General features: G+C 42.5%; 21 protein-coding genes. 9 read left to right on the top strand and 12 right to left on the bottom strand.

The features are described 5' to 3' along the window. Positions 1-35: 35 nt before the first annotated feature. Positions 36-620, bottom strand: a complete 585-nt coding sequence (locus BLS28_RS08700) for an LOG family protein (RefSeq protein ID WP_091164777.1) — start codon at positions 618-620, stop codon at positions 36-38. Between the two features lie 97 nt (positions 621-717). Between BLS28_RS08700 and BLS28_RS08705 the strand changes: the two genes are divergently transcribed. After that, positions 718-1,497: a hypothetical protein gene (locus BLS28_RS08705; RefSeq protein WP_090525667.1), complete on the top strand. Its 780-nt coding sequence runs from the start codon at positions 718-720 to the stop codon at positions 1,495-1,497. 77 nt (positions 1,498-1,574) lie between these two features. Here BLS28_RS08705 and guaB read toward each other — a convergent pair whose 3' ends face one another. From guaB to BLS28_RS08720, 3 genes are all read right to left on the bottom strand, one after another. After that, positions 1,575-3,047 carry an IMP dehydrogenase gene (gene guaB / locus BLS28_RS08710; RefSeq protein WP_091164782.1) on the bottom strand — a complete coding sequence of 491 codons (1,473 nt, stop codon included), beginning with the start codon at positions 3,045-3,047 and terminating at the stop codon, positions 1,575-1,577. Positions 3,048-3,325: 278 nt separating this feature from the next. Continuing rightward, positions 3,326-4,603 carry a M16 family metallopeptidase gene (locus BLS28_RS08715; RefSeq protein ID WP_091164785.1) on the bottom strand — a complete coding sequence of 426 codons (1,278 nt, stop codon included), beginning with the start codon at positions 4,601-4,603 and terminating at the stop codon, positions 3,326-3,328. Between the two features lie 103 nt (positions 4,604-4,706). After that, positions 4,707-5,945, bottom strand: a complete 1,239-nt coding sequence (locus BLS28_RS08720) for a M16 family metallopeptidase (RefSeq protein ID WP_091164789.1) — start codon at positions 5,943-5,945, stop codon at positions 4,707-4,709. 123 nt (positions 5,946-6,068) lie between these two features. Here BLS28_RS08720 and BLS28_RS08725 point away from each other — a divergent pair, with 123 nt between their 5' ends. Continuing rightward, on the top strand, positions 6,069-6,632 hold the full coding sequence (locus BLS28_RS08725) for a HEAT-like fold family protein (protein WP_091164792.1): 564 nt from the start codon (positions 6,069-6,071) through the stop codon (positions 6,630-6,632). 118 nt (positions 6,633-6,750) lie between these two features. Here BLS28_RS08725 and BLS28_RS08730 read toward each other — a convergent pair whose 3' ends face one another. The 4 genes from BLS28_RS08730 to gpmA all read right to left on the bottom strand — a co-directional run bounded on the left by BLS28_RS08730 (position 6,751) and on the right by gpmA (position 10,409). Next, entirely contained in the window at positions 6,751-7,113 is a 363-nt protein-coding gene (locus tag BLS28_RS08730) for a phosphoribosylpyrophosphate synthetase (RefSeq protein ID WP_218134381.1), read from the bottom strand. A gap of 181 nt (positions 7,114-7,294) precedes the next feature. After that, entirely contained in the window at positions 7,295-8,905 is a 1,611-nt protein-coding gene (locus BLS28_RS08735; protein WP_218134382.1) for a hypothetical protein, read from the bottom strand. Positions 8,906-9,144: 239 nt separating this feature from the next. Then, positions 9,145-9,630 (bottom strand): hypothetical protein, encoded by a 486-nt coding sequence (locus tag BLS28_RS08740; RefSeq protein ID WP_091164797.1) that lies wholly within the window; start codon positions 9,628-9,630, stop codon positions 9,145-9,147. 89 nt (positions 9,631-9,719) lie between these two features. Further along, entirely contained in the window at positions 9,720-10,409 is a 690-nt protein-coding gene (gene gpmA, locus BLS28_RS08745) for a 2,3-diphosphoglycerate-dependent phosphoglycerate mutase (RefSeq protein ID WP_091164799.1), read from the bottom strand. A 104-nt stretch (positions 10,410-10,513) separates the two neighbouring features. Here gpmA and BLS28_RS08750 point away from each other — a divergent pair, with 104 nt between their 5' ends. The 3 genes from BLS28_RS08750 to BLS28_RS08760 are packed head-to-tail and all read left to right on the top strand — an operon-like array spanning position 10,514 to position 12,346. Next, entirely contained in the window at positions 10,514-11,104 is a 591-nt protein-coding gene (locus BLS28_RS08750; RefSeq protein WP_091164801.1) for an acetate uptake transporter, read from the top strand. A 23-nt stretch (positions 11,105-11,127) separates the two neighbouring features. Next, positions 11,128-11,511 (top strand): SRPBCC domain-containing protein, encoded by a 384-nt coding sequence (locus BLS28_RS08755; RefSeq protein WP_091164811.1) that lies wholly within the window; start codon positions 11,128-11,130, stop codon positions 11,509-11,511. 58 nt (positions 11,512-11,569) lie between these two features. Further along, the gene (locus tag BLS28_RS08760) at positions 11,570-12,346 is read left to right on the top strand and encodes an HAD-IIA family hydrolase (RefSeq protein ID WP_091164815.1); all 777 of its coding nucleotides are present in this window, start codon (positions 11,570-11,572) and stop codon (positions 12,344-12,346) included. A 110-nt stretch (positions 12,347-12,456) separates the two neighbouring features. Here the strand turns inward: BLS28_RS08760 and BLS28_RS08765 are convergent, their stop codons facing one another. Then, the gene (locus BLS28_RS08765) at positions 12,457-12,813 is read right to left on the bottom strand and encodes a response regulator (protein ID WP_091164818.1); all 357 of its coding nucleotides are present in this window, start codon (positions 12,811-12,813) and stop codon (positions 12,457-12,459) included. 261 nt (positions 12,814-13,074) lie between these two features. Here BLS28_RS08765 and BLS28_RS08770 point away from each other — a divergent pair, with 261 nt between their 5' ends. Both BLS28_RS08770 and BLS28_RS08775 read left to right on the top strand, forming a co-directional pair. Further along, entirely contained in the window at positions 13,075-14,094 is a 1,020-nt protein-coding gene (locus tag BLS28_RS08770; RefSeq protein WP_143020717.1) for a serine hydrolase domain-containing protein, read from the top strand. A gap of 18 nt (positions 14,095-14,112) precedes the next feature. Continuing rightward, positions 14,113-14,535, top strand: coding sequence for an acyl-CoA thioesterase (locus BLS28_RS08775; protein WP_091164824.1), 423 nt, complete (start codon positions 14,113-14,115; stop codon positions 14,533-14,535). 2 nt (positions 14,536-14,537) lie between these two features. Here the strand turns inward: BLS28_RS08775 and xerD are convergent, their stop codons facing one another. Continuing rightward, positions 14,538-15,437, bottom strand: a complete 900-nt coding sequence (xerD, locus tag BLS28_RS08780; RefSeq protein ID WP_091164825.1) for a site-specific tyrosine recombinase XerD — start codon at positions 15,435-15,437, stop codon at positions 14,538-14,540. A 40-nt stretch (positions 15,438-15,477) separates the two neighbouring features. Between xerD and aroQ the strand changes: the two genes are divergently transcribed. Together aroQ and BLS28_RS08790 are read left to right on the top strand one after the other, a co-directional pair. Continuing rightward, positions 15,478-15,897, top strand: a complete 420-nt coding sequence (gene aroQ / locus BLS28_RS08785) for a type II 3-dehydroquinate dehydratase (protein WP_091164826.1) — start codon at positions 15,478-15,480, stop codon at positions 15,895-15,897. 79 nt (positions 15,898-15,976) lie between these two features. Continuing rightward, positions 15,977-18,520 (top strand): mechanosensitive ion channel family protein, encoded by a 2,544-nt coding sequence (locus tag BLS28_RS08790; RefSeq protein WP_091164827.1) that lies wholly within the window; start codon positions 15,977-15,979, stop codon positions 18,518-18,520. Here the strand turns inward: BLS28_RS08790 and BLS28_RS08795 are convergent. Beyond that, a complete protein-coding gene (locus tag BLS28_RS08795) occupies positions 18,492-19,529 on the bottom strand; it encodes a glycosyltransferase family 2 protein (RefSeq protein WP_091164831.1) in 1,038 nt (345 codons plus the stop codon). The genes BLS28_RS08790 and BLS28_RS08795 overlap by 29 nt on opposite strands. Continuing rightward, positions 19,526-20,410 carry a lysophospholipid acyltransferase family protein gene (locus tag BLS28_RS08800; RefSeq protein ID WP_091164833.1) on the bottom strand — a complete coding sequence of 295 codons (885 nt, stop codon included), beginning with the start codon at positions 20,408-20,410 and terminating at the stop codon, positions 19,526-19,528. The genes BLS28_RS08795 and BLS28_RS08800 overlap by 4 nt, the downstream gene beginning before the upstream one ends. Positions 20,411-20,438 lie beyond the last annotated feature (28 nt).

A 20,438-nucleotide genomic window follows, 5' to 3' on the forward strand; every position in this document is an offset into this window, starting at 1 on the left:
ATCAAGACTTTGACTCAGAACTCCAGACTTAAGACTTACGTAAGGTTTCTATCCTTAAACCATACATCATCTGGTTTGGCGTTGAAATTATCCATCAGGTTTACCAGCTCTATCGGATCGCCTGAGGTAAGAATCAGTTCGCGATTGGTTGGCTTCAGAAAACGTTGTTCAACCATTACATCCATTTGTTTAAGTAACAGATCGTAAAAGCCGTTGACGTTGAGCAAGCCGATAGGATGGTTATGCAAACCCAACTGCAGCCAGGTTAGCACCTCAAAAAACTCCTCAAGAGTGCCCCATCCGCCCGGAAGCGTAATGATGCCTTCACTAAGATCGTTCATCATTTGTTTACGCTGATGCATATTTTCTACAATGTGCAACTCGGTTAAACCTGTATGTCCTACTTCTTTATCCATCAAAAACTGCGGGATTATACCGATAGCTTTACCTCCCCTGCTTAACACAGCATCGGCCATCAAACCCATAACGCCAACTTTACCGCCGCCAAACACAAGTGTAATGTTACGGCTTACCATAACCTCTGCCAATAATTCGATGGCTTGTTTTAATGCAGGATCGCCATTGAAATTGGCACCGCAGAATACACAGATAGATTTCATGCTCAATGATAGCAAAATTTGTTCAATGGCCTATTAAGGTTTTGTTACCTGTTGATTGTATGTAATCCAATATTTATATATTTAGAAAAATTATCACATGAAAAAACCTATCTTAACCATTATCACGTTTTTTATTGTTGCAGTGCAGGCATTCGCACAAAACATCACAACTCCTAATGTTGAGCAAAAAGACGATCAATCAACAATCATCAAAAAAATAGAAACCAATAGTCAGTATACTATTGTGACCTTTGAAAACTATGCCTACCAGGATAATGCGTGGCTACAGCTCAATAAAGAGATCTTTATTCAAACTGATTTAAGCAACGCACATTATGAGTATGTTAAGTCGGAAAACATAGCCATGGTACCCAATAAAAATGTATTAAAAAAGGCTGGTGATAAGCTTGAGTTTAAGGTATATTTTAAAAAAATACCTTCTGCTGCAAAATCCATTGACATCATAGAGCATGCCGGGTTAAGCAGGTCGGGAATTAACTATTTTAATTTTTATAATGTTAGTTTAACTGAGCAAGCTGCTGCAACCAAGCATGTCAAGGTAACCGATGTTGTATTGCTTCCGCCACCACCTGTAGCCACGGATACAGCCTCAACAGGACTATTTAATGGAAGCCCCTCTAATGACATGCAAAACGCGATGAATTCTATGGGACCGATGTACGCATCGATGGCAAAATCAGTGCTTGACGCTCAACTCGCTTACTTTAAGCAGCCCGGCAAAATAGCCGAAATAGCTAAATTAAATAAAGATTATTTTGATGCACTTGTTAAAGTGGGGTTCAATTACGAACAGGCGTTAAAGATCATCACCGCGAACGGTTTAATTTCAAAATCATCATCAGTGACCGGCCAATAGGTTATTATCAAAAACAAAAGCGGCTGAAAGATAGAGGATCTTTCAGCCGCCTTATTTTATGCAGTTTATATTAAGAATTACCTGCTTGTATAGTTAGGCGCTTCTTTAGTGATAGTAATATCATGCGGATGACTTTCGCGCATACCAGCAGCGGTGATCCTCACAAATTTGGCACGTTGGAGGTCTTCGATATTGGCAGCACCGCAATAGTGCATGCCGGCACGTAAACCACCGATGTACTGGAAAATCACTTCGGCCATGCTGCCTTTAAACGGCACCCGACCAACAATTCCTTCCGGTACCAGTTTTGTAACCACATCGGTTTCATCCTGAAAATAGCGGTCTTTTGAGCCTTTGGCCATCGCCTCAACCGAACCCATACCACGGTATGATTTAAATTTACGGCCTTCATAGATAATAGTTTCGCCGGGCGACTCTTCAACACCTGCAAATAATGAACCTGCCATGATTGAGCTTGCACCGGCGGCAATAGCTTTAACGATATCTCCGGTTTGTTTAATACCGCCATCGGCAATTACCGGAACGCCACGGCCTTCAAGTGCCTTGGCGCACTCATATACCGCGTATAACTGTGGTACACCCACACCTGCAATGATACGGGTTGTACAAATCGAGCCTGGGCCAATACCTACTTTAACCGCATCAGCCCCGGCATCAGCCAGTGCGATAGCAGCATCGCCCGTTGCAATGTTACCGGCAATTACCTGCAGGTTAGCATAGAGTTTTTTAACTGCCTTAACCATATCAATAACTCCTTTTGAATGGCCATGAGCTGTATCAACCGTAATTACGTCAACACCGGCATTAACCAGGGCGGTTACCCGGTCAATGTTATCGGCGGCTACACCAACGGCTGCACCAACACGTAAACGACCGTATTCGTCTTTACAAGCGTTCGGGAAGTTTTTAACTTTCTGAATATCTTTATAAGTAATGAGGCCCACCAGTTTCCCATCTTTATTCACAACCGGTAGTTTCTCAATTTTATTGCTTTGCAGTATGTTAGCAGCATCCACAAGGGTGGTACCTGCAGGTGCGGTGATCAGGTTGGTTTTGGTCATTACTTCGCTCACGGGAACGCTCATATCTTTTTGGAAGCGAAGATCACGATTGGTGATAATGCCTTTCAGATTATGATCTGCATCGATAACCGGGATACCACCAATGCTAAATTCCCTCATGATCTGGAAAGCATCTGCAAGCAGGGCGTCTTCCAGTAAAGTTACCGGGTCTTGGATCATACCGCTTTCTGAGCGTTTAACCTTGCGTACCTCGTCGGCCTGTGCCTGTATGGTCATGTTTTTGTGTAACATACCTATACCACCTGCCTGCGCAATGGCTATAGCCAGCTCAGCCTCGGTAACCGTATCCATGGCGGCCGAGATAATAGGAATGTTTAACCGGATGCTTTTAGTTAAGTAAGTGCCGGTATTCACTTCGCGTGGTAAAACTTCTGAATAAGCCGGGAGTAGTAAAACGTCGTCGTAAGTTAATCCTTCGGCAACAAATTTTGATGGGTCTAACTGCATAGCAAATAATTATTTTGGAGTTATTATTTGCCGGGCAAAGGTAATAAAATATTTCGGAATTCGGAATTTCGCTTTTCTATTTATTTAAAATTGCCTTAAGATGATAATTCGGGATTGGCATTTTGAATGTTCGATTTCGGATTTATTTTATTTTTACTACTCAAATCCATTCAAGAATTTGGGAGTCTCGCTTTCTGATTCGCCGTTAAACAAATCAAAAAGCGAATTTCCGAATCAAAGTAATCCGAAATCGAACATCCCAATTCCGAAATCAAAAATTAATATTTCCCTACAATCACTTTATAAAACTGATCGAAGTTGAAATAAGTATTAGCCAGTTGGATCAGCTTATCTGAAGTTATGTTTTTTACGGTCACCGTATACCTGTCATAATAATCGTAATCCAAACCTGCAAAATAGATGGTTTTGAACTTATCAGCATGCGAAAATACATTTTCCAAACTTCCTAATAATGAGCCTAACATGTAATTGCGCACCAGGGAAAGTTCCTCTTCCGGTACCAGTTCGGTTTTCAACAGGTTCATTTCTTTTTCAATCTCGGCAACCGCCGACTTACAAACATCTGCACCAACCTCTGTCGCTATAAAGAATGATCCGCCCTGCTTAAATGACGCCAGCCCCGATCCTATACCATAGGTATACCCCTTATCCTCGCGGATATTAGCCATTAACCGCGATCCAAAATAACCACCGAATACTGTATTTAAAACCTGTAACGCCTGGAAGTCTTCATGCGAACGGTTGATGATAGGCGTACCTATCCGGATAGCCGATTGCAAAGCTTCCGGTTTCTCTGTAAAATAAAACAGGTCGGCGGCGGCTTTAATATCGGGCTGAATTGTAACCGCCGGGATTGGGCTGTTTTCCCAATCTTTATCAAATGTATCGGTAAGCAATGTTAGCATTTCCGGCTCAATCTTACCCGCTATAACGATAGTGCAATTGGAAGGCTGGTACATTTTTTTGTAATGTGCCAGCATATCATCATGCTGCAGGGTTTGATAGTCGGTCATCTCAGCAGCATATCCAAAAATGGTAGTTCCATAAACAGCCCTGTTAAATGCTCTGCGGGCCACCACATCATTTTTTTGCAGACTAACCTGCAATTTTTGTTGTTGGTTGCGCTTAAAGGTTTCCAGTTCCTTCTCCGGAAAAATGGAATTATTCAGGATATCGGCAATAACCGGTAAAGTATGGTGCAGGTGTTTATTTAAGCTATACAGTGTTACCTGCGAGTTTTCGTATCCATAGTCAACCTGTAAAAAGGCGCCGTAAAAGTCAATTTTGTCGGCAATCTGTGCAGCAGTTAAAGTTGTAGTGCCATCAGTAAGCATGGAGTTTACGGCCATGTTAAGCAATGGTTTCGCCGGATCAAAGCTCAGGTTACCAAAGACCCACTCAATGCGCACAAGCTCCTGGTCGCCGGAGTTAAAGCAAAAAATGTTGCAGCCATTGCTTAGTTTCTTGTGCTCTGGCCTAATCAGATTAATATTATCGATAGCCCTGAATTCGGGGGCTAATTTTCTGTTGATCATATGTATATTGTTTGACCTTGATTTGTGTGATTTAAAGATTTCCTGATTCAAACGGTGTCCATACATCAAGGCAATCCTAAAATCCTTTTAATCATGGTTTCTTTTATTTCTCAGCCAAATAAATAAGTGTTGATGAATTATCTTTTCTGAACAGTTTATTGGCTTGTGCTTTTACCTGGGCAGCGTTTACAGCAAGATATTTTGCTGTTTCATGGTTGATCAGGTCAGCATCACCCAGCAATTCAAATGAGGCCAGGTTCATGGCCTTATCCAATAGCGACATTTCGGAAAAAATCATGGTTGACTCGGTTTTGTTCTGAACTTTAGTAAGTTCATCTGCCGGGATTTCCTCAGCTTTTATTTTTTCCAGTTCCTCCCATAATGCAGTCTCCGCCTGTTCAATGCTGATGCCATCGAGCGGTTTGCCTTCTAACACAAACATGCCTTTATCCAAACTGCCGGTAATATAGGCATGCACCTCGCTAAAAATCTGTTTTTCCTTAATCAGCGATTTATATAACCGTGACGAATTGCCGCGCGAAAGAATATCCGAAAGCAGCTCTACCACATAGTAATCTTGATCTGTGCGGGCCCCCATCTGAAAAGCGATATACACATCATTGAGTGGTACTTTGGCGGTAACCGTTTCGCGGCGGGCTTCCTGCTGTTCAGGTTCCTGGGGAAGGCTGCGGTGATATCTTTCGCCGGCCGGGATCGGAGCAAACCATTTTTCGGAGAGCTCTTTTACCTGTTCAGTTGTTACGTTACCCCCTACTACCATAATGGCGTTTTGTGGGTTATAATGTTTTTTGAAGAACGCTTTTACGTCTTCGATTTGTGCATCCTCGATATGTTTGATGGTTTTGCCGATAGTCGCCCAACGATAAGGGTGTTTTTTGTAAACCAACGGACGAAGCTTTAACCAAACATCTCCGTAAGGCTGATTTAAGTACCGCTGTTTAAACTCTTCTATAACTACGTTACGCTGCACCTCAAGGCTTTTTTCGCTAAAAGCAAGGCTCAGCATCCGGTCACTCTCCAACCAAAATGCGGTTTCCAGGTTAGCCGATGGCAGAGTGATATAATAGTTGGTGATATCGTTGCTGGTAAAGGCATTATTTTCACCTCCTACCCTTTGCAGTGGTTCGTCATAAACAGGGATATTGACTGATCCGCCAAACATGAGGTGCTCAAACAAATGGGCAAAGCCGGTTTGTTCGGAATCTTCATCGCGTGCACCAACATCATATAAAATGTTAAGCACCGCCATTGGCGTTGTATTATCTTCATGCACAATAACCCTAAGGCCATTGTCAAGTGTGAATCGGTTGAATTTAACCATGTATCTCTTAAATTTTTAATACGGATAGCAAATGTATAACTTTTGATGACATTGAAAGTGAATGCCAAAAATGAACAAGTGTTTTAGGTTAGGCACCGGTATTTTTTTACTTTTAGGCTACCAATGACCCGCGACGAACTTACCCAAAAAATAGCGAATACCATAGGCAAACTCAAAGTGCTTGAATTAAGCCGTATTTTGACTGAACAACAGTTTGATTTGCGCGACCTGATAGAGATTACCTTTCATGCTGATAAACCCCTCGGGTTCCGTGCGGCGTGGCTCCTGGAAAACATGTTTTTAAAAGACCCTGAGGTTTTTACCAATAATCTTGAATATTTGATTGAACGGCTACCACAGGTTACCAATCCAGGCTGCCAAAGGCATTATGCTAAAATATTGATGTACGCCACCGAGGAAAAAGAACAATCGCCGGTAAAACAAAAACTGAACAGCATCGATCTTGAACCAGCGGTTGAGCAGCTTTTTGGCTGGATGATAGATCCAAAAGTTAAAATAGCGGTGAAAGTATTTGCTGGTTGGGCTTTGTTTAATTTGCGGCACCGTTACCCCTGGGTGGCCGATGAGCTACCGGCCCAGCTTGAATTTTTAATGCGTAATGGTACCGCGGCTATCCAGTCGGCAGGAAAAAAAATGATGAAGGAACTGAGACCTAAGCCTCTCTAATCACCGAAGGGAAGACTTCTAAAGTCTGCTATTGTATTAAAAGCTAAAAGCCGCCAACAAATATCCCGCTGTCCCTACAGAAATATTTGTCACCGACTTTTAACTTAAGATTTTTGACTCAAGGCTTTCGACTTACATACGCCGTTGGCCTGTCGTCGCCGTGCAGGTTATGACTCACCTGGCCATGATGCAATTTGGCAGCTAACGCGGATGAGCTATCATCGGCATAAGTACCATAAGCATTTACCAGCACTCCTTTTAAGTTATATTTTGATGATGATACAGCGTATACTATCGACATATCCGATGGATTACTTGGACCTTCAAAGCGATAAAACTCATCAATCTCAAAATCATCGGCAGTCATCCTGATATCTTTTTCTTTATCATCAATAGTATCGCCATCAAGGCTAAGGTTGGCCGTATATCCCCTCTTCATGAGGTCATTAGTGGCATCCACTAAGGTTTCATAATTTTTCATGGTGATGTTTTTGTATAGGTAAAACAGAAGATGAGTTCATTGATCACCTTCATATAATATATAACTGCAAAAGCAACTAACTTGTTTGAAGCGGGGTAATAAAAAAGTCCGGCTGCCACGGGCAACCGGACTTAAGCTAACAAATGAAAATTCTCCCGTTCGGGGAAAGGTTATTCTATGCTTACTGAGCTTTGGCCAGCCAGAATGAAGCATTTAAATGAAATGACGAATGCGAGGTATATCCTGACGGAGCATCACCCGACCAACCATTAAACAGGTTATCGCCTGTATCACCTGTGCCGTCATCGGCGTCCGAGCTGTCGCCGATCCAAACAACACGGCCGCTTCCATAGGTTGCCAATAATGCCATAGCGTTGGCATTGCCACCATTGGTAGCGCTGTTACGCCAGAATAAGCCCTGTACGGTTGAGTTGTTGGCCGGGAACAAGGTTGCTGTAGAACCATCGTAGAAAGCCATTTTTGAAGCAGTACCTGCCGCACCATTCAGCACTTTTTGCGCATCGGCATTGGAACCGGTATAAACGTTGGTTGACGGGCTTTCGTTGATATCAACATAATTTACAAAAAAGCCGAAAGGGTTGTTGTTATTGATGCCATTGTTGGTCATCAAGTCATTCCAAACCCTTGGCGAATCATAACCATCACCATCGCGGTCTGAAGGATTGTAGCCATTAGCATCAGTACCAGCAGTTGTGGCCGCGGTATGGTCTGCTATCATGAATAAACCACCACCATTAGCTACAAAGTTCATCAAAGCAGTTTTCTCGGCGGCAGTAAATAAGCGGTTAGGTTCGCAAACAACAAATACATCGTAATTGCTCAAATCCTGGGCTCCACCACCACCATAAGTGATTGCAGTACCTACAGGTAACGATTCAACCAGTTCGCCGCGTTTTACCAATTCTACCGCCCATGCTGAAAGAGCGCCTTTCCAATAAGTTTCGGTAGTAGATGAAGTGATACCTGTGTATGAAGGAGTAGGAACGCGTTGTGCTTTGGTTTCGGTAGTGGTTCCGCCTGTGTAAATAGCAACCTGTTCAGTGCCATCGGCATCTATTTGCCAGTCGGCACTGCCCGCGTTTTCAAGGTGACTTGCATCAAACAGGAATTTTTTGCCTGTAAGTACAGTACCCCCGCCTGTACCGCCGCCGCCGTTATCATTAACGGTGATATCATCAATATTGATACGGTTGGTGCCGCCAGATAATTTACGGATCTCTAAACGTACATTACCGGTTTGTGTAACAGTAAAAGTTGATATAGTAAGAGTTGTGGTAGTAGTAATTGCCGAACCGGATTGTGTCCAGGACGAACCTCCGTTAACAGAATAAAACAATCCCCATGTGCTTGGAGTATCGCCGCCGTAGGTAGCGCTTTTGATGGTAACCGTGCTGATGCCCGTGGTAACGTCAAACAGCATAGTAATTTTACCGGTGTTGCGGATCCGGGCACTCCATGAGCCCGCTTTTTGGTCGGCAGAGAGATTGCCGATCAGGGCATCATACATATTCCATGAATTGCCAGACAGGGTAACATTGTCGCCGCTCGATGAACCGGTTGGCGATACATCATAAGCAGTTTTGGGACTGGTTGCGCCAACTTCAAAACCCTGTGTTAAGGATACAGCTAAGGTTTTAATTGTTTTTGTACTGGTTGCAGTTTGGTCGGCAGCTTTCAATGCAGGCATCTGGCCGTTTTTTTGACAGCTTGCCAACATGCCTGTAGCGGCAGCAGCCAATACCCACATACGTAGATTAGTAAGTTTTAGCATAATGATTTTTCAGGTTTTAATGTATAAGTTAATAATGTTAAATTATACGGTAAAACCGTACAAAGGTTAATTCGTAATCATTGCTATTTCATTAACTTATTGTTAAGTAAACCTATTGAAGCTTCTTACATTTATATAAGTGTTCCATTTTCAGAAGTGGAACGGCTAACATATGGCTCGAAAATAAAAAAAGCGTCCAAAAAAGGTCGCTCTTTTAATACATTAAATTTGTTCAACTTTTACCTGGCAAAATAAGCTCCTATCCTTTTGGCAAAAGCTACGGTTAGTATGCCGATAAATATTTTCGCCCCTGCCGATATTACACTGCTTTGTTCATTAACATTGGCAAGCGTATACAAGTGGTATAAAAAATCGGGTATGGTGCCAACCAACAATAACCCTCCTATTATTACCAGGGATATCTCGTAGATGACTTTGCGCTCTGCAAAAAGTTTCGCGTTTTCCTGATAGTCACTTTCGTTGGTGATCCAGCGGGTGATTTTTTTTGTACCGGCAATTAACAACACCGCTAATACGATCAGGAAAATAAAGTTTAAACCATTTACCAGCAAAAGGTTTCCCTGATCGGCAGGCTGCTGTTCGAGAGAGGAACCCGCATGGTTACTGATAAAGGTGATCAGGCCGGGAAGTTTAGAGATATCGGCCACCAGCAGGTATATGCCCAGTACTTTAATGGCGACTTCATAAATGTCGGATTTTTTCATTCGTCTTAATTAGGGATTAATTGGTTTATGGCTTACAAGATAAACAATTGTGCTACATAAAAAAGAGAAATGAAGATCCGGAGGGTAAATTATTCAAGGTAATAATGCCTGATCCTGTTTAAATCCCCATCAAGTTCATAAACCCAGGGGGTGGCGGTAGGGATTTCCAACGCAGTCACTTCCTCATCATTTAAATTATCTATATATTTTATAAGCGAACGCAGGCTGTTACCATGTGCCACTACAATGACCTTTTGATTGCGGCGCAAGGCCCTGACAATTCTTTCGTTCCAGAAAGGCAATACCCTGTCCATAGTTTCGCTCAGGTTTTCGGTCAGCGGGAGCTCACGCTCGGTCAGATCTTTGTACCTAAGATCATGCCCCGGGTAGCGCGCATCATCTTTGGTTATAGCAGGCGGGTGTTCATTGGGGTCGCGCCGCCATTTTAATACCTGCTCTTCGCCGTACCGGGCAATGGTTTCGTCTTTATTTAACCCTTGTAAGGCACCATAAAAGCGTTCGTTCAACCGCCATGATTTTTCAACGGGGATCCATAGGTGGTCGAGCTCCTCCAGTATGTAATGCAATGTTTTGATTGATCGCTTTAAATAGGATGTAAAGCCAATATCAAAATTATAGCCATTCTTATTAAGGATTTTTCCGGCGCGATGAGCCTGTTCGTAACCTTTGTCTGACAGGTCGACATCTTCCCAGCCTGTAAATCTGTTTTCCTGGTTCCAGATACTCTCACCGTGGCGTATTAGTACTAATTTTTGCATAGGTACTTAGTTAACGCAAAAGTAGGTTAAGGGTTGTGAAAAACTTGCTTAATATTTATAAATCAATTAGCTTGCGGTACAAACCAAATAAACTAAAACCTATTATGATCCCTACTACACCAGTACCGGTGAAAGATGGCATTGCCAATCCCGCACCGCTTGGCCTTTGTGCTTTCGGAATGACTACTGTTTTGCTAAACATCCACAACGCCGGCTTTTTTGAAATGAACACCATGATTTTAGCCATGGGTATATTTTACGGTGGGCTTGCACAAGTTATCGCCGGTGTTATCGAAGCTAAAAAGAACAACACCTTCGGGCTGACAGCATTCACTTCGTACGGATTTTTCTGGCTTTCATTAGTGAGCCTGTTGGTAATGCCCAAGTTTGGCTGGGGAGCTGCGCCATCTGAAGGCGCCATGATCGCATACTTAAGCATCTGGGGTGTGTTTACCCTGCTGTTGTTTTTTGGAACATTGAGGCTTAACCGTGCGCTGCAATTTGTTTTTGCATCGTTAACTATATTATTTTTCCTGTTAGTGGCTGGTGATGTCACCGGCAATGCAGGCATTAAACACCTGGCTGGTTATGAAGGTATTATTTGTGGGGCATCGGCTATCTACACCGGTATCGCTAATGTTTTGAATGAGATTTACGGAAAAACCGTTTTGCCGATTGGCCCGGTGAAGGTTTAAATTATTTGAGCTAAATTGCGCGGGTGAAAGATTATAAAAAATATTACAGCATACCGGCCACTCCCGAAGAGATTTACATGGCCATCACCAACCCGGTTACCATTGAATTGTGGACTGGCGAAGTCGCCGAAATGTCGACAGAGCCCGGTACGGAATTTTCTATGTGGGATGGTAGTATCGTAGGTAAAAACATCGAATTTGAACCCAATAAAAAGGTGGTTCAGCAATGGTATTTTGAAGGACAAAGCGATAATTCTATCGTTACCATCAAATTACATGCTGATAAGCAAGGCACTTCGGCCGAGTTAAGGCACACTAACATTCCCGATGATGATTATAATGATATTGTTGACGGTTGGAACGAGAGTTACTTTGGCGGCCTGATCGACTTTTTTGAGGGAGCTTAACACGTCGGGTATTCAACATCACCTCTTTAATAAAACAAAACATTTATAATTTATACGCATGAAACAAGGTCTTTTAATTGATATGGATGGTGTAATTTACAGCGGCGAAGAACTGATACAGGGCGCTGATAAATTCATCAAACACCTTATTGATAATGATATACCATTTGCTTTTATGACCAACAACAGCCAGCGCACCAGCCTGGAGGTAGTACGGAAACTTAAAAGATTGGGAATAACTGTAGAAACAAAACATATTTATACAAGCGCCATGGCTACCGGGAAATTCCTGGGCGATCAAAGCCCCAATGGTACCGCTTTTGTGCTGGGTGAGGGTGGTTTGTTGAGCAGTTTGCACGAAAACGGGATCACACTTGTTGATTCCGACCCGGAATTTGTTGTTTTAGGCGAAGGCCGCAACTTTACATTGGAAATGGTGCAGCGTGCGGTCGACATGATCCTGGCAGGCGCCAAGTTTATAACCACAAACAGGGACCCATCTCCTAAAAAACCGGGCTGGAACAATTTAGGTATCGCAGCTACAACAGCCATGATAGAGGAAGCTACCGGCCGCAAAGCTTTTGTAACCGGCAAACCAAGCCCGGTAATGATGCGCTCGGCAAGAAAATTCCTTGGGCTTGAAACGGCCGAAACGACTGTTATTGGCGATACTATGGAAACTGATATTCAGGGAGGTGTACAAATGGGCTATAAAACTATCCTTGTACTATCAGGCATTTCCAGCAAAGATCAATTGAGCCATTATGCCTTTAAACCTGATATGATAGCAAGCTCGGTTGATAAAATAGTTTTTCCGCTTAAATGGTGGTCATAAGATAATTCTGCAAGCCTGTTTAAAAGCGGACGATCATTTTTACTGGTCGTCCGTTTTTTGTTTTTGACTACATGAGTAAATTAAATCATTTGGAGTTTTGCAACAAGTTATTAAGCCATAACCCTTGTCAAAACATCCACCAGTTCCTGAATTTCGAAAGGCTTGCCAATATAGGCATCTGCTTCTCCAATTGCTGCTTTTTGTTTAATTGCAGGGTTGGCAGAAATCAACACAACAGGAATTTCCCGGGTTACGGGCTTCGATTTAAATAAAATACAAATTATATGGCCGCTAATAATCGGCAGGTTTTCATCAAGTAAAAAACAATCAGGCTGTAAGGCCACCATTTCTTCCAAAGTGGTGAAAGCCTTAAATCCAGACACCCGAAAACCCTCATTTTCGAGCAGCAGCGTGGTAGATTCAAGGATATCAGGTTCGTCTTCTATTAATACAATGTGTTTGCTCATAAATTATCCTTCTTCTACGAAAGTACTCCCCTAGTAGTTGGGTGGCCGCGAAAGTATGATAAAATCTGTAACCATCTAGTTAATGCTTGCGTCTCAATAAAAACACACATCATACTTTACCTAACAGTGAAAAATCACATACAATACTTATACCATAAATACACTGAGTTATTTATTCTCATCTGCTTAATTTCATTTGGGTTCTGCGGTATTTCAGAAGCCCAAATAGTAACTCCGGCAGGAAAACTTATCAGCAATGCCATGATAGACACATTTCTGCAAAAACAGATCGACTCATTGCAGCTTCCCGGATTATCAATAGCATTTATCAGTAAAGGCAAAATCGTTTATCACCGTGCTTTAGGAGTAACAGATATTAAAACAAAAACCCCAATAGACGAACAGTCGATTTTTGAAGCGGCTTCGCTCTCCAAGCCTGTATTTACCTATTGGGTTATGAAATTGGTTGACCGGGGCATATTAAATATGGATACCCCTTTGTATAAATATCTTCCCTATCCTGATATTGCACAGGATGAGAGATATAAGCTAATCACCGCCCGGATGGTGCTTTCTCACCAATCCGGTTTTCCAAACTGGCGTTTCTTCACTGCCGATTCCTCTTTACACGTGAAACAAGGTGACCTTTATTTGAATTTTAAGCCAGGTACAGCATTCAATTATTCGGGCGAGGGGTTTCTTTACCTGGGCAAAGTGGTAGCGCATTTGCTTAACTGTTCATTGCAAAATATGGAGCCACTGTTTGAACGTGAAGTTGCTATCCCACTACACATGCCCCATAGTTCATACACTGCCAATCCCTATATTTTGAAACATAAGGTCAGAGGACATCACGATGGGCACATAGATCCTGCTAACGGATTAAACTGGCCTATAATTCCATCCATCAGCATTGATTCAAACACTTTCAATCCTGCAGCTTCCCTGCACACCAACGCTTTAGATTATGCCGCATTCCTCATAGCCCTGATGAATGACCAAGGACTAAGTACCAATAGTATCCATGAAATGTTCCGGCAGCAATTAACCGTGCCCCTTCCCGAAGATTTCCGCAAAGCAGGCTATTCAGCCTGGGGATTGGGCATAGCAATAGCGCAAATTCCATCAGGTGCAATTTACTTACACTCAGGCAATAATGGCAATTTTCAATCAGCTTTCATGATGGATAAGGCCCGGCAGTCCGGCTATGTATTTTTTACCAATTGCGATCACGGGAACACTTTTAATGAGAAACTGGAGGCTTTCCTTTCGCTTAAATAGGTTTACTATATTTGCTGCATGGATACACCACTCCAACTTTCCACTTTTGAATCTGAGTTTCGCGTACGCCCCGATGATATCGACATGTTTCAGCACGTACATAACAGCAAATATTTTGATTATGTACTGGCTGCGCGTTACGAACAGATGGAGCGTTGCTATGGAATGGCGATGGAAAAATTTATGGAACGCGGCTTCGGCTGGGTGGTACGTACCGCCCATGTGGATTATAAACGTGCTTTAACCATGGGCGATTACTTTATTGTGAAAACCGGTATTGAAAGTATTGACGACAAAGGCTGCCGTGTAAAGTTTATCATCACCAATAAAGCCACTAAAAAGATCTGCTGCGATGGTTGGTTTGATTATGTGATGATTGACATGGCTACCGGACGCGGTGCAAAGATCCCTCAGGATGTAATTGATCAGTACCTGATCTGACCTTAACTGCGCGGATGGAATTGGCTGATGGTGCTTTTTAAATACTCCCTGTCTAAATGGGTATAGATCTCTGTTGTGGTGATGCTTTCATGTCCCAGCATCTCCTGTACTGCCCGTAAATCGGCGCCACCTTCAACCAGGTGTGTGGCAAAGGAATGCCGAAAGGTATGTGGACTTATCTTTTTCTTCAATCCGATGATTTCAGCCAACCCTTTGATGGTTAAAAAAATAATCTGCCGGCTTAACCTTGTGCCGCGCCTGTTCAGGAAAACATAATCCTCCTCACCTCTTTTTATTGGGTTATGTACCCTTACATTTTCTATCCAGATCTTCAGCGCTTTTATAGCTTCGCTGCCTATAGGCACTAATCGCTCTTTGTTGCCTTTACCGGTTACCTTTATAAATTCAATGTCAAGGTACAGGTTAGACAGTTTCAGTTCGGTAAGCTCGGATACACGCAGGCCTGATCCGTACAGGGTTTCCAGGATGGCTTTGTTACGCATGCCTTCAGGTTTGGAAAGGTCTAAGGCAGCTATAATTTTGTTGATCTCTTCATAGCTCAATGTATCCGGCAGTTTACGCCTGATCTTGGGCGATTCGAGCAGTTCTGACGGATCTGATTTAATGATATCCTCCATCAGCAGGTATTTAAAAAACGCTTTGATCCCCGAGAGGATCCTGGCTTGAGATGACGGGATCACCCCCAGTTCATTTATCCAGTTAATGAACCCGCGTAAATCAGTTAAAGTAATTAATTCTGGCTTTAATTTAGCTGTCTGTGAATCTGAATATTGATATAACTTTTCTATATCTCTGCTGTAAGCTTCGATGGAGTTGTCGGATAGCGACTTCTCTAATTTTAAATATGCCTGGAAACCTTTTATCGCCGAACGCCAATCCAATTGATTTTAGTTTTGATGATTTATAGCTAAGTTTGAACTAATGAAGATACAAATTATAAACGGTCCCAATTTGAACCTGTTAGGCGTTCGCGAAAAATCAATTTATGGCGATGCCAGTTTTGAAACCTACCTTGAAACTTTGCGCCAACGCTATGCAAACATCACCATTGATTATTATCAAAGCAACATTGAGGGCGAAATTATAAATAAACTGCATGAAATTGGGTTTAGTTACGATGGTATTGTGATGAATGCCGGGGCGTATACCCACACTTCTATTGCCATTGCCGATGCTATTGCTGCAATAAACACACCGGTTATAGAGGTGCATATCTCCAACGTACACAAGCGCGAGGAGTTCAGGCATAAATCAATGATAGCGGCCAGTTGTCGTGGCGTAATTGCAGGTTTCGGGATGGATAGCTATCGCCTGGCCATTGAAAATCTGTCGTTTAAATAATATTAAAATATTTTTTCGTTTTGATAAAACGCTTTTGGTGTAAAAGCGTTAAAACATTGCTTTCAGCTTATTGTTCCAGATGCTTAAAATATTCAGGGTTGCCGCGCTAAGTTTGCTTTTTGTTACGCTGTTATTCAGTGTTGATGCATTTGCCCAAGCCAAAAAGAAAAGATCAAAATCGGTAAGAGACTCGCTCCGCGCCTCTATCCTTTCGCGCGATTCGATGATGCGCGCGCTCAAACGCTCGGATACATCGGTAAACAACCTGCTGCAAAAGGTTGAATATTATACATCTGCCTTTAACCAGATCAAAAGCAACCTGTCAAAAAAGTTAGATACGGCAGAGATCAGCACTAAGCTACCATCATTTGAAAGGCGGATTACGCTCATCAAATCGCTTATTGATAATGATAAATCGAGCACGTTAAGGTACCTTTATACCATCAGGGATGTGCTTACCCGCAGTGATGACCAACTTGACCTTTGGCAGGAACAGCTTGCAGATATCAATAGTAAACTTGTTCAAAATCAAAACGATTTGGACGCCATATCGCGCGATAGCGTTTTAAAAATCCTGCCTGCTGATAGCTCACTGGCTACTACCTATCTCATCCAAAAAATAGCAATCGACAGCAAATATCACCGCCTGGATACTACCAATAAAAAGGTAATGGTGAAAGTAGGCCTGCTGCAAAACCGCACCTCAGCTGTTTATATTTCGATACTTGACCTCAAAGACCAGATTGATACCAAGATCAGGGATTTCAGCATTAGGGCGATGTCCCAGGAGTATAGCAACATATGGAACATGAATGCTGATGAAGGCAATGATTTCGGTACAGCCACAAAGGCTACTGCCGATATGAACGCTAAGCTTTTTAACTTTTTCATTGGCAGGGATATTCTGATCCATCTCGGGGGTTTAGTGGTGTTATTAGTATTTTTCGCCTGGGTCCGCGCCAGTCGCCGCAGGATCATGCGTGATAACGATACGCCCGAAAGTGTGTTTAGCCAGGCCAATTACGTTGTGAATTATCCGTTTGTATCCTCAATTGTTTTAACTTTTACGTTGCTGCCAAACGTTTATGATCACCCACCGGTAATTGTATTGGAGATGTTTTTATTGGTGCTGATGATTGCCCTGCTTTACCTCATAAAAAAGGCATGCCCTGCAACCATGTTCCGTTACATGCTGCAGTTATTTTGTATCACTATTATTTACAGCCTGAGCAATCTTTATATCCAGGTTACCAATATCGACAGGGTAGTTATTTTGATTTTAGGCCTCGCTGCATCGGTAATAAGTTTCAGGTTTTTATCAGAAGTGCGCAAGGCCACGGCTGATTACCTGCCTTATACCGGCTTTATATTGAAGGTTTTCATATTTCTGCAAGGGGCATCTTTTTTATGCAATGTTTTCGGCAGGGTAAGTTTGGCTAAGATCATTGGTGTAAGTGTGGTGTATAACCTTTGGCTTGCCCTGGCTTTGTATTATATGGTGCACATCATTATGGAAGCCTTGTTCCTGCAACTGGAAGCCGGTAAAAAGAGCAATAACCTTACTTCTTTTATCGATTATAAATTGATGCAAAATAAGTTCAGGAGTGTGCTGAGCATATTGGCTACCTTGTTGTGGCTGGTAATGCTTACCCAAAACCTGAACGTTGAAGATACCGTATTTGATTACCTGGGTGATTTTCTGACCAAAAACCGCAGCATCGGGGGTACCAATACCCAGTTCACGTTTCAAAGCGTAATCATATTTGTGGCCGTGATCTGGCTGTCATCCATCGCGTCAAAGATCATCAGTTACCTTTATGATATTGCTGCCAAACACGCCAACGATATCGACGTAGCCAAGAAAAAGAACCGCACCTCTACCCTGCTTATCCGCATCGGCGTAATTGCTTTAGGCTTTTTCCTGGCCGTTGCTGCTTCGGGTGTGCCTATTGATAAGATTACCATCATCATCAGTGCCTTTGGTATTGGTATTGGTTTTGGCTTACAGAATATCGTAAACAACCTGGTATCGGGTTTGATACTGGCTTTCGAGAAACCTATCCAGGTTGGTGATATCATTGAGGTTGATAACCGGTCGGGCACTATAATGGATATCGGTATCCGGGCCAGTAAAATAGCCACTTCCGATGGCGCCGAGGTAATCGTTCCTAACGGTGACCTGATTTCGCACCATGTAATTAATTGGACGCTAAGTAATAACAATCGCCGCGTAGAGCTAATAGTAGGAGTAGCATATGGATCTGATATCGAAAAAGTTAAGAATATATTATTAAACTTATTGATGAGCCATGATGATATCATGGCTCAACCCGCGCCGTCTGTGTTCCTGCACAACCTCAACGAAAGCTCGGTTGATTTCAGGCTATTCTTTTGGGCTGCAGATATCTCCACATGGCTTTCATTGAAAAGCCGCGTGCTTGCCGATATCTATGATGCTTTTGCTAAAGAAGGTATCGAAATACCGTTCCGCCAGCAGGATGTACGGGTGATATGGCCTAAGGGTTTGCCACCTATTAAAGTAGAAGCGCCGGGAATAAGGGAAGCTGAAGAAACAGAACAGGATACAAACGATACTAAAGCTCCGAAGGATCAAGATCAGTAAAATGAGTTTTCTTTTTCACAAAGAAATCCCAAACTATACTGCCTCTGTATATGCCTTTTGTGTTTTGTACCGCGTTGCCTTTCGCCTTTTGCCTTTCGCCTTTACCCTTCTTAAAGAGGCTTAACACAAAGCTTTGATGTGCCCTGCTTACTGCCCAGGCATCTTTGCGTTTACCTTCCATCAAAAACCTGAACAAGGCCAGTAGATCCATTATAAAGCGGATGCTGATCACCCAAAACGTCCGCCAAAATGGAAGGTTCTTTTTTATAAGCAGCAGGTTATTCCTGAAATTGAGATAAGTCTTAAACGGATTTTCGGCATTTAATGTACCGCCGCCAACGTGATATATGGTTGATTGCGCGCAATACATTACTTTATAGCCCATGTTTTTTAAGCGCCAGCAAAGGTCAATCTCTTCCATATGGGCAAAAAAGCTTTCATCAAAGCCGCCGGCTTCATCCCAAATGCTTTTTTTGATAAACAAAGAAGCTCCCGATGCCCAGAATACCTCACCTGATTGCTCATATTGACCGTTATCCTTTTCCAGCTCGTAAAAGATTCTACCGCGGCAAAAGGGATAGCCGTGCTTATCAATAAAGCCACCGGCAGCGCCGGCATGTTCAAAATATTCTTTTTGTGCGTATGACCGGATCTTGGGAGCAGCAGCAGCGATTAAACTATCTCTTTCCATTAATTCGATAACAGGTTCAATCCAGCCTGGAACAACCTCAACGTCGGAGTTAAGCAGGATATAATAATCGGCATCAACCTGGGCCAGCACCCGGTTATACCCCCCTGTAAAGCCGTAGTTTTTATCATTTTGGATAATCCTTACCGATGGATAGTTTGCGCGCATAAACGCTACTGAATCATCCGAAGAAGCGTTATCCCCCATAACGATATCCAGGTTAGGATACGTTGAGGATAATACCGAAGGAAGAAATTGTTTAAGGTACTTTGCGCCGTTCCAGTTTAAAATAACTACAGCAACTTTAGGTGTATGGGTCATCTATGTAAATCCTCCGGCTTAAATTTCCATCTCCGGTGCGACCATAGCCAATATTGCGGTTCCCTCCTGATCATCCCCTCAAGATATTTAACATGCATATCTGTTATTTCGTGTTCGGCAGTTTCTTTTGGTGTTTCGGTAAGCGGGATTAGCGTATATTCATAATATCCGCGTTTTACCCTTTTCATGTCGTAAAAAACAACAGCTGCGTCAATTGTTTTGGCAATTTTTTCGATACCCAAAAATACCGCAGTAGGCTGGTTTAAAAAATTGGTGAAATAGTTTACCTCATGCATCACGGGAGTTTGATCGCCTACGAGCACACTTACAGTAAGTTCTTTACGGTATTCAATCATTTTACGCAATGTTTGCTTCATGGCAACCGGCTGCCCACCAAACCTAGAACGGATCTTGATGAAAAAATCATCAAACGTTTTGTTAGACAAGTTTTTGTAAATGATCATGAACCTTTTATCGGTAACAAAGTTGAAATTGAGGGCGGCCATTTCCCAGTTGCAGTAATGGCCGGCAACTGCAATAATACTTTTACCTTTAGCAAAGTATTCAAACACCAAATCGGAGTTGGTAGCCACTACCCTTTTCTGGATCTGTTTTTCTGATACGGTGATCATTTTAATGGTTTCCACTATCAGGTCGGCCAGGTAGCGATAATACTTTCGTTCAATATCATGACGTTCCTGATCTGTTTTTTCGGGAAACGAATTGCGGAGGTTTTGCTGCACCACATCGCGGCGATAATGAACAATGTGGTAGATAATAACGAAAGAAATATCAGATAAAATGTATAAAAACCAAAAGGGCAGCAGCGATATCAGGTATAAAATTAATATGCCAAACTTAGTAAAGCCCTTTTTTATCATTATTTTAGCCAATTTTGAGCACAAACAT

The sequence above is a fragment of the Mucilaginibacter gossypii genome, assembly GCF_900100945.1.
In the GTDB taxonomy this organism is placed as follows: Bacteria; Bacteroidota; Bacteroidia; order Sphingobacteriales; family Sphingobacteriaceae; genus Mucilaginibacter; species Mucilaginibacter gossypii.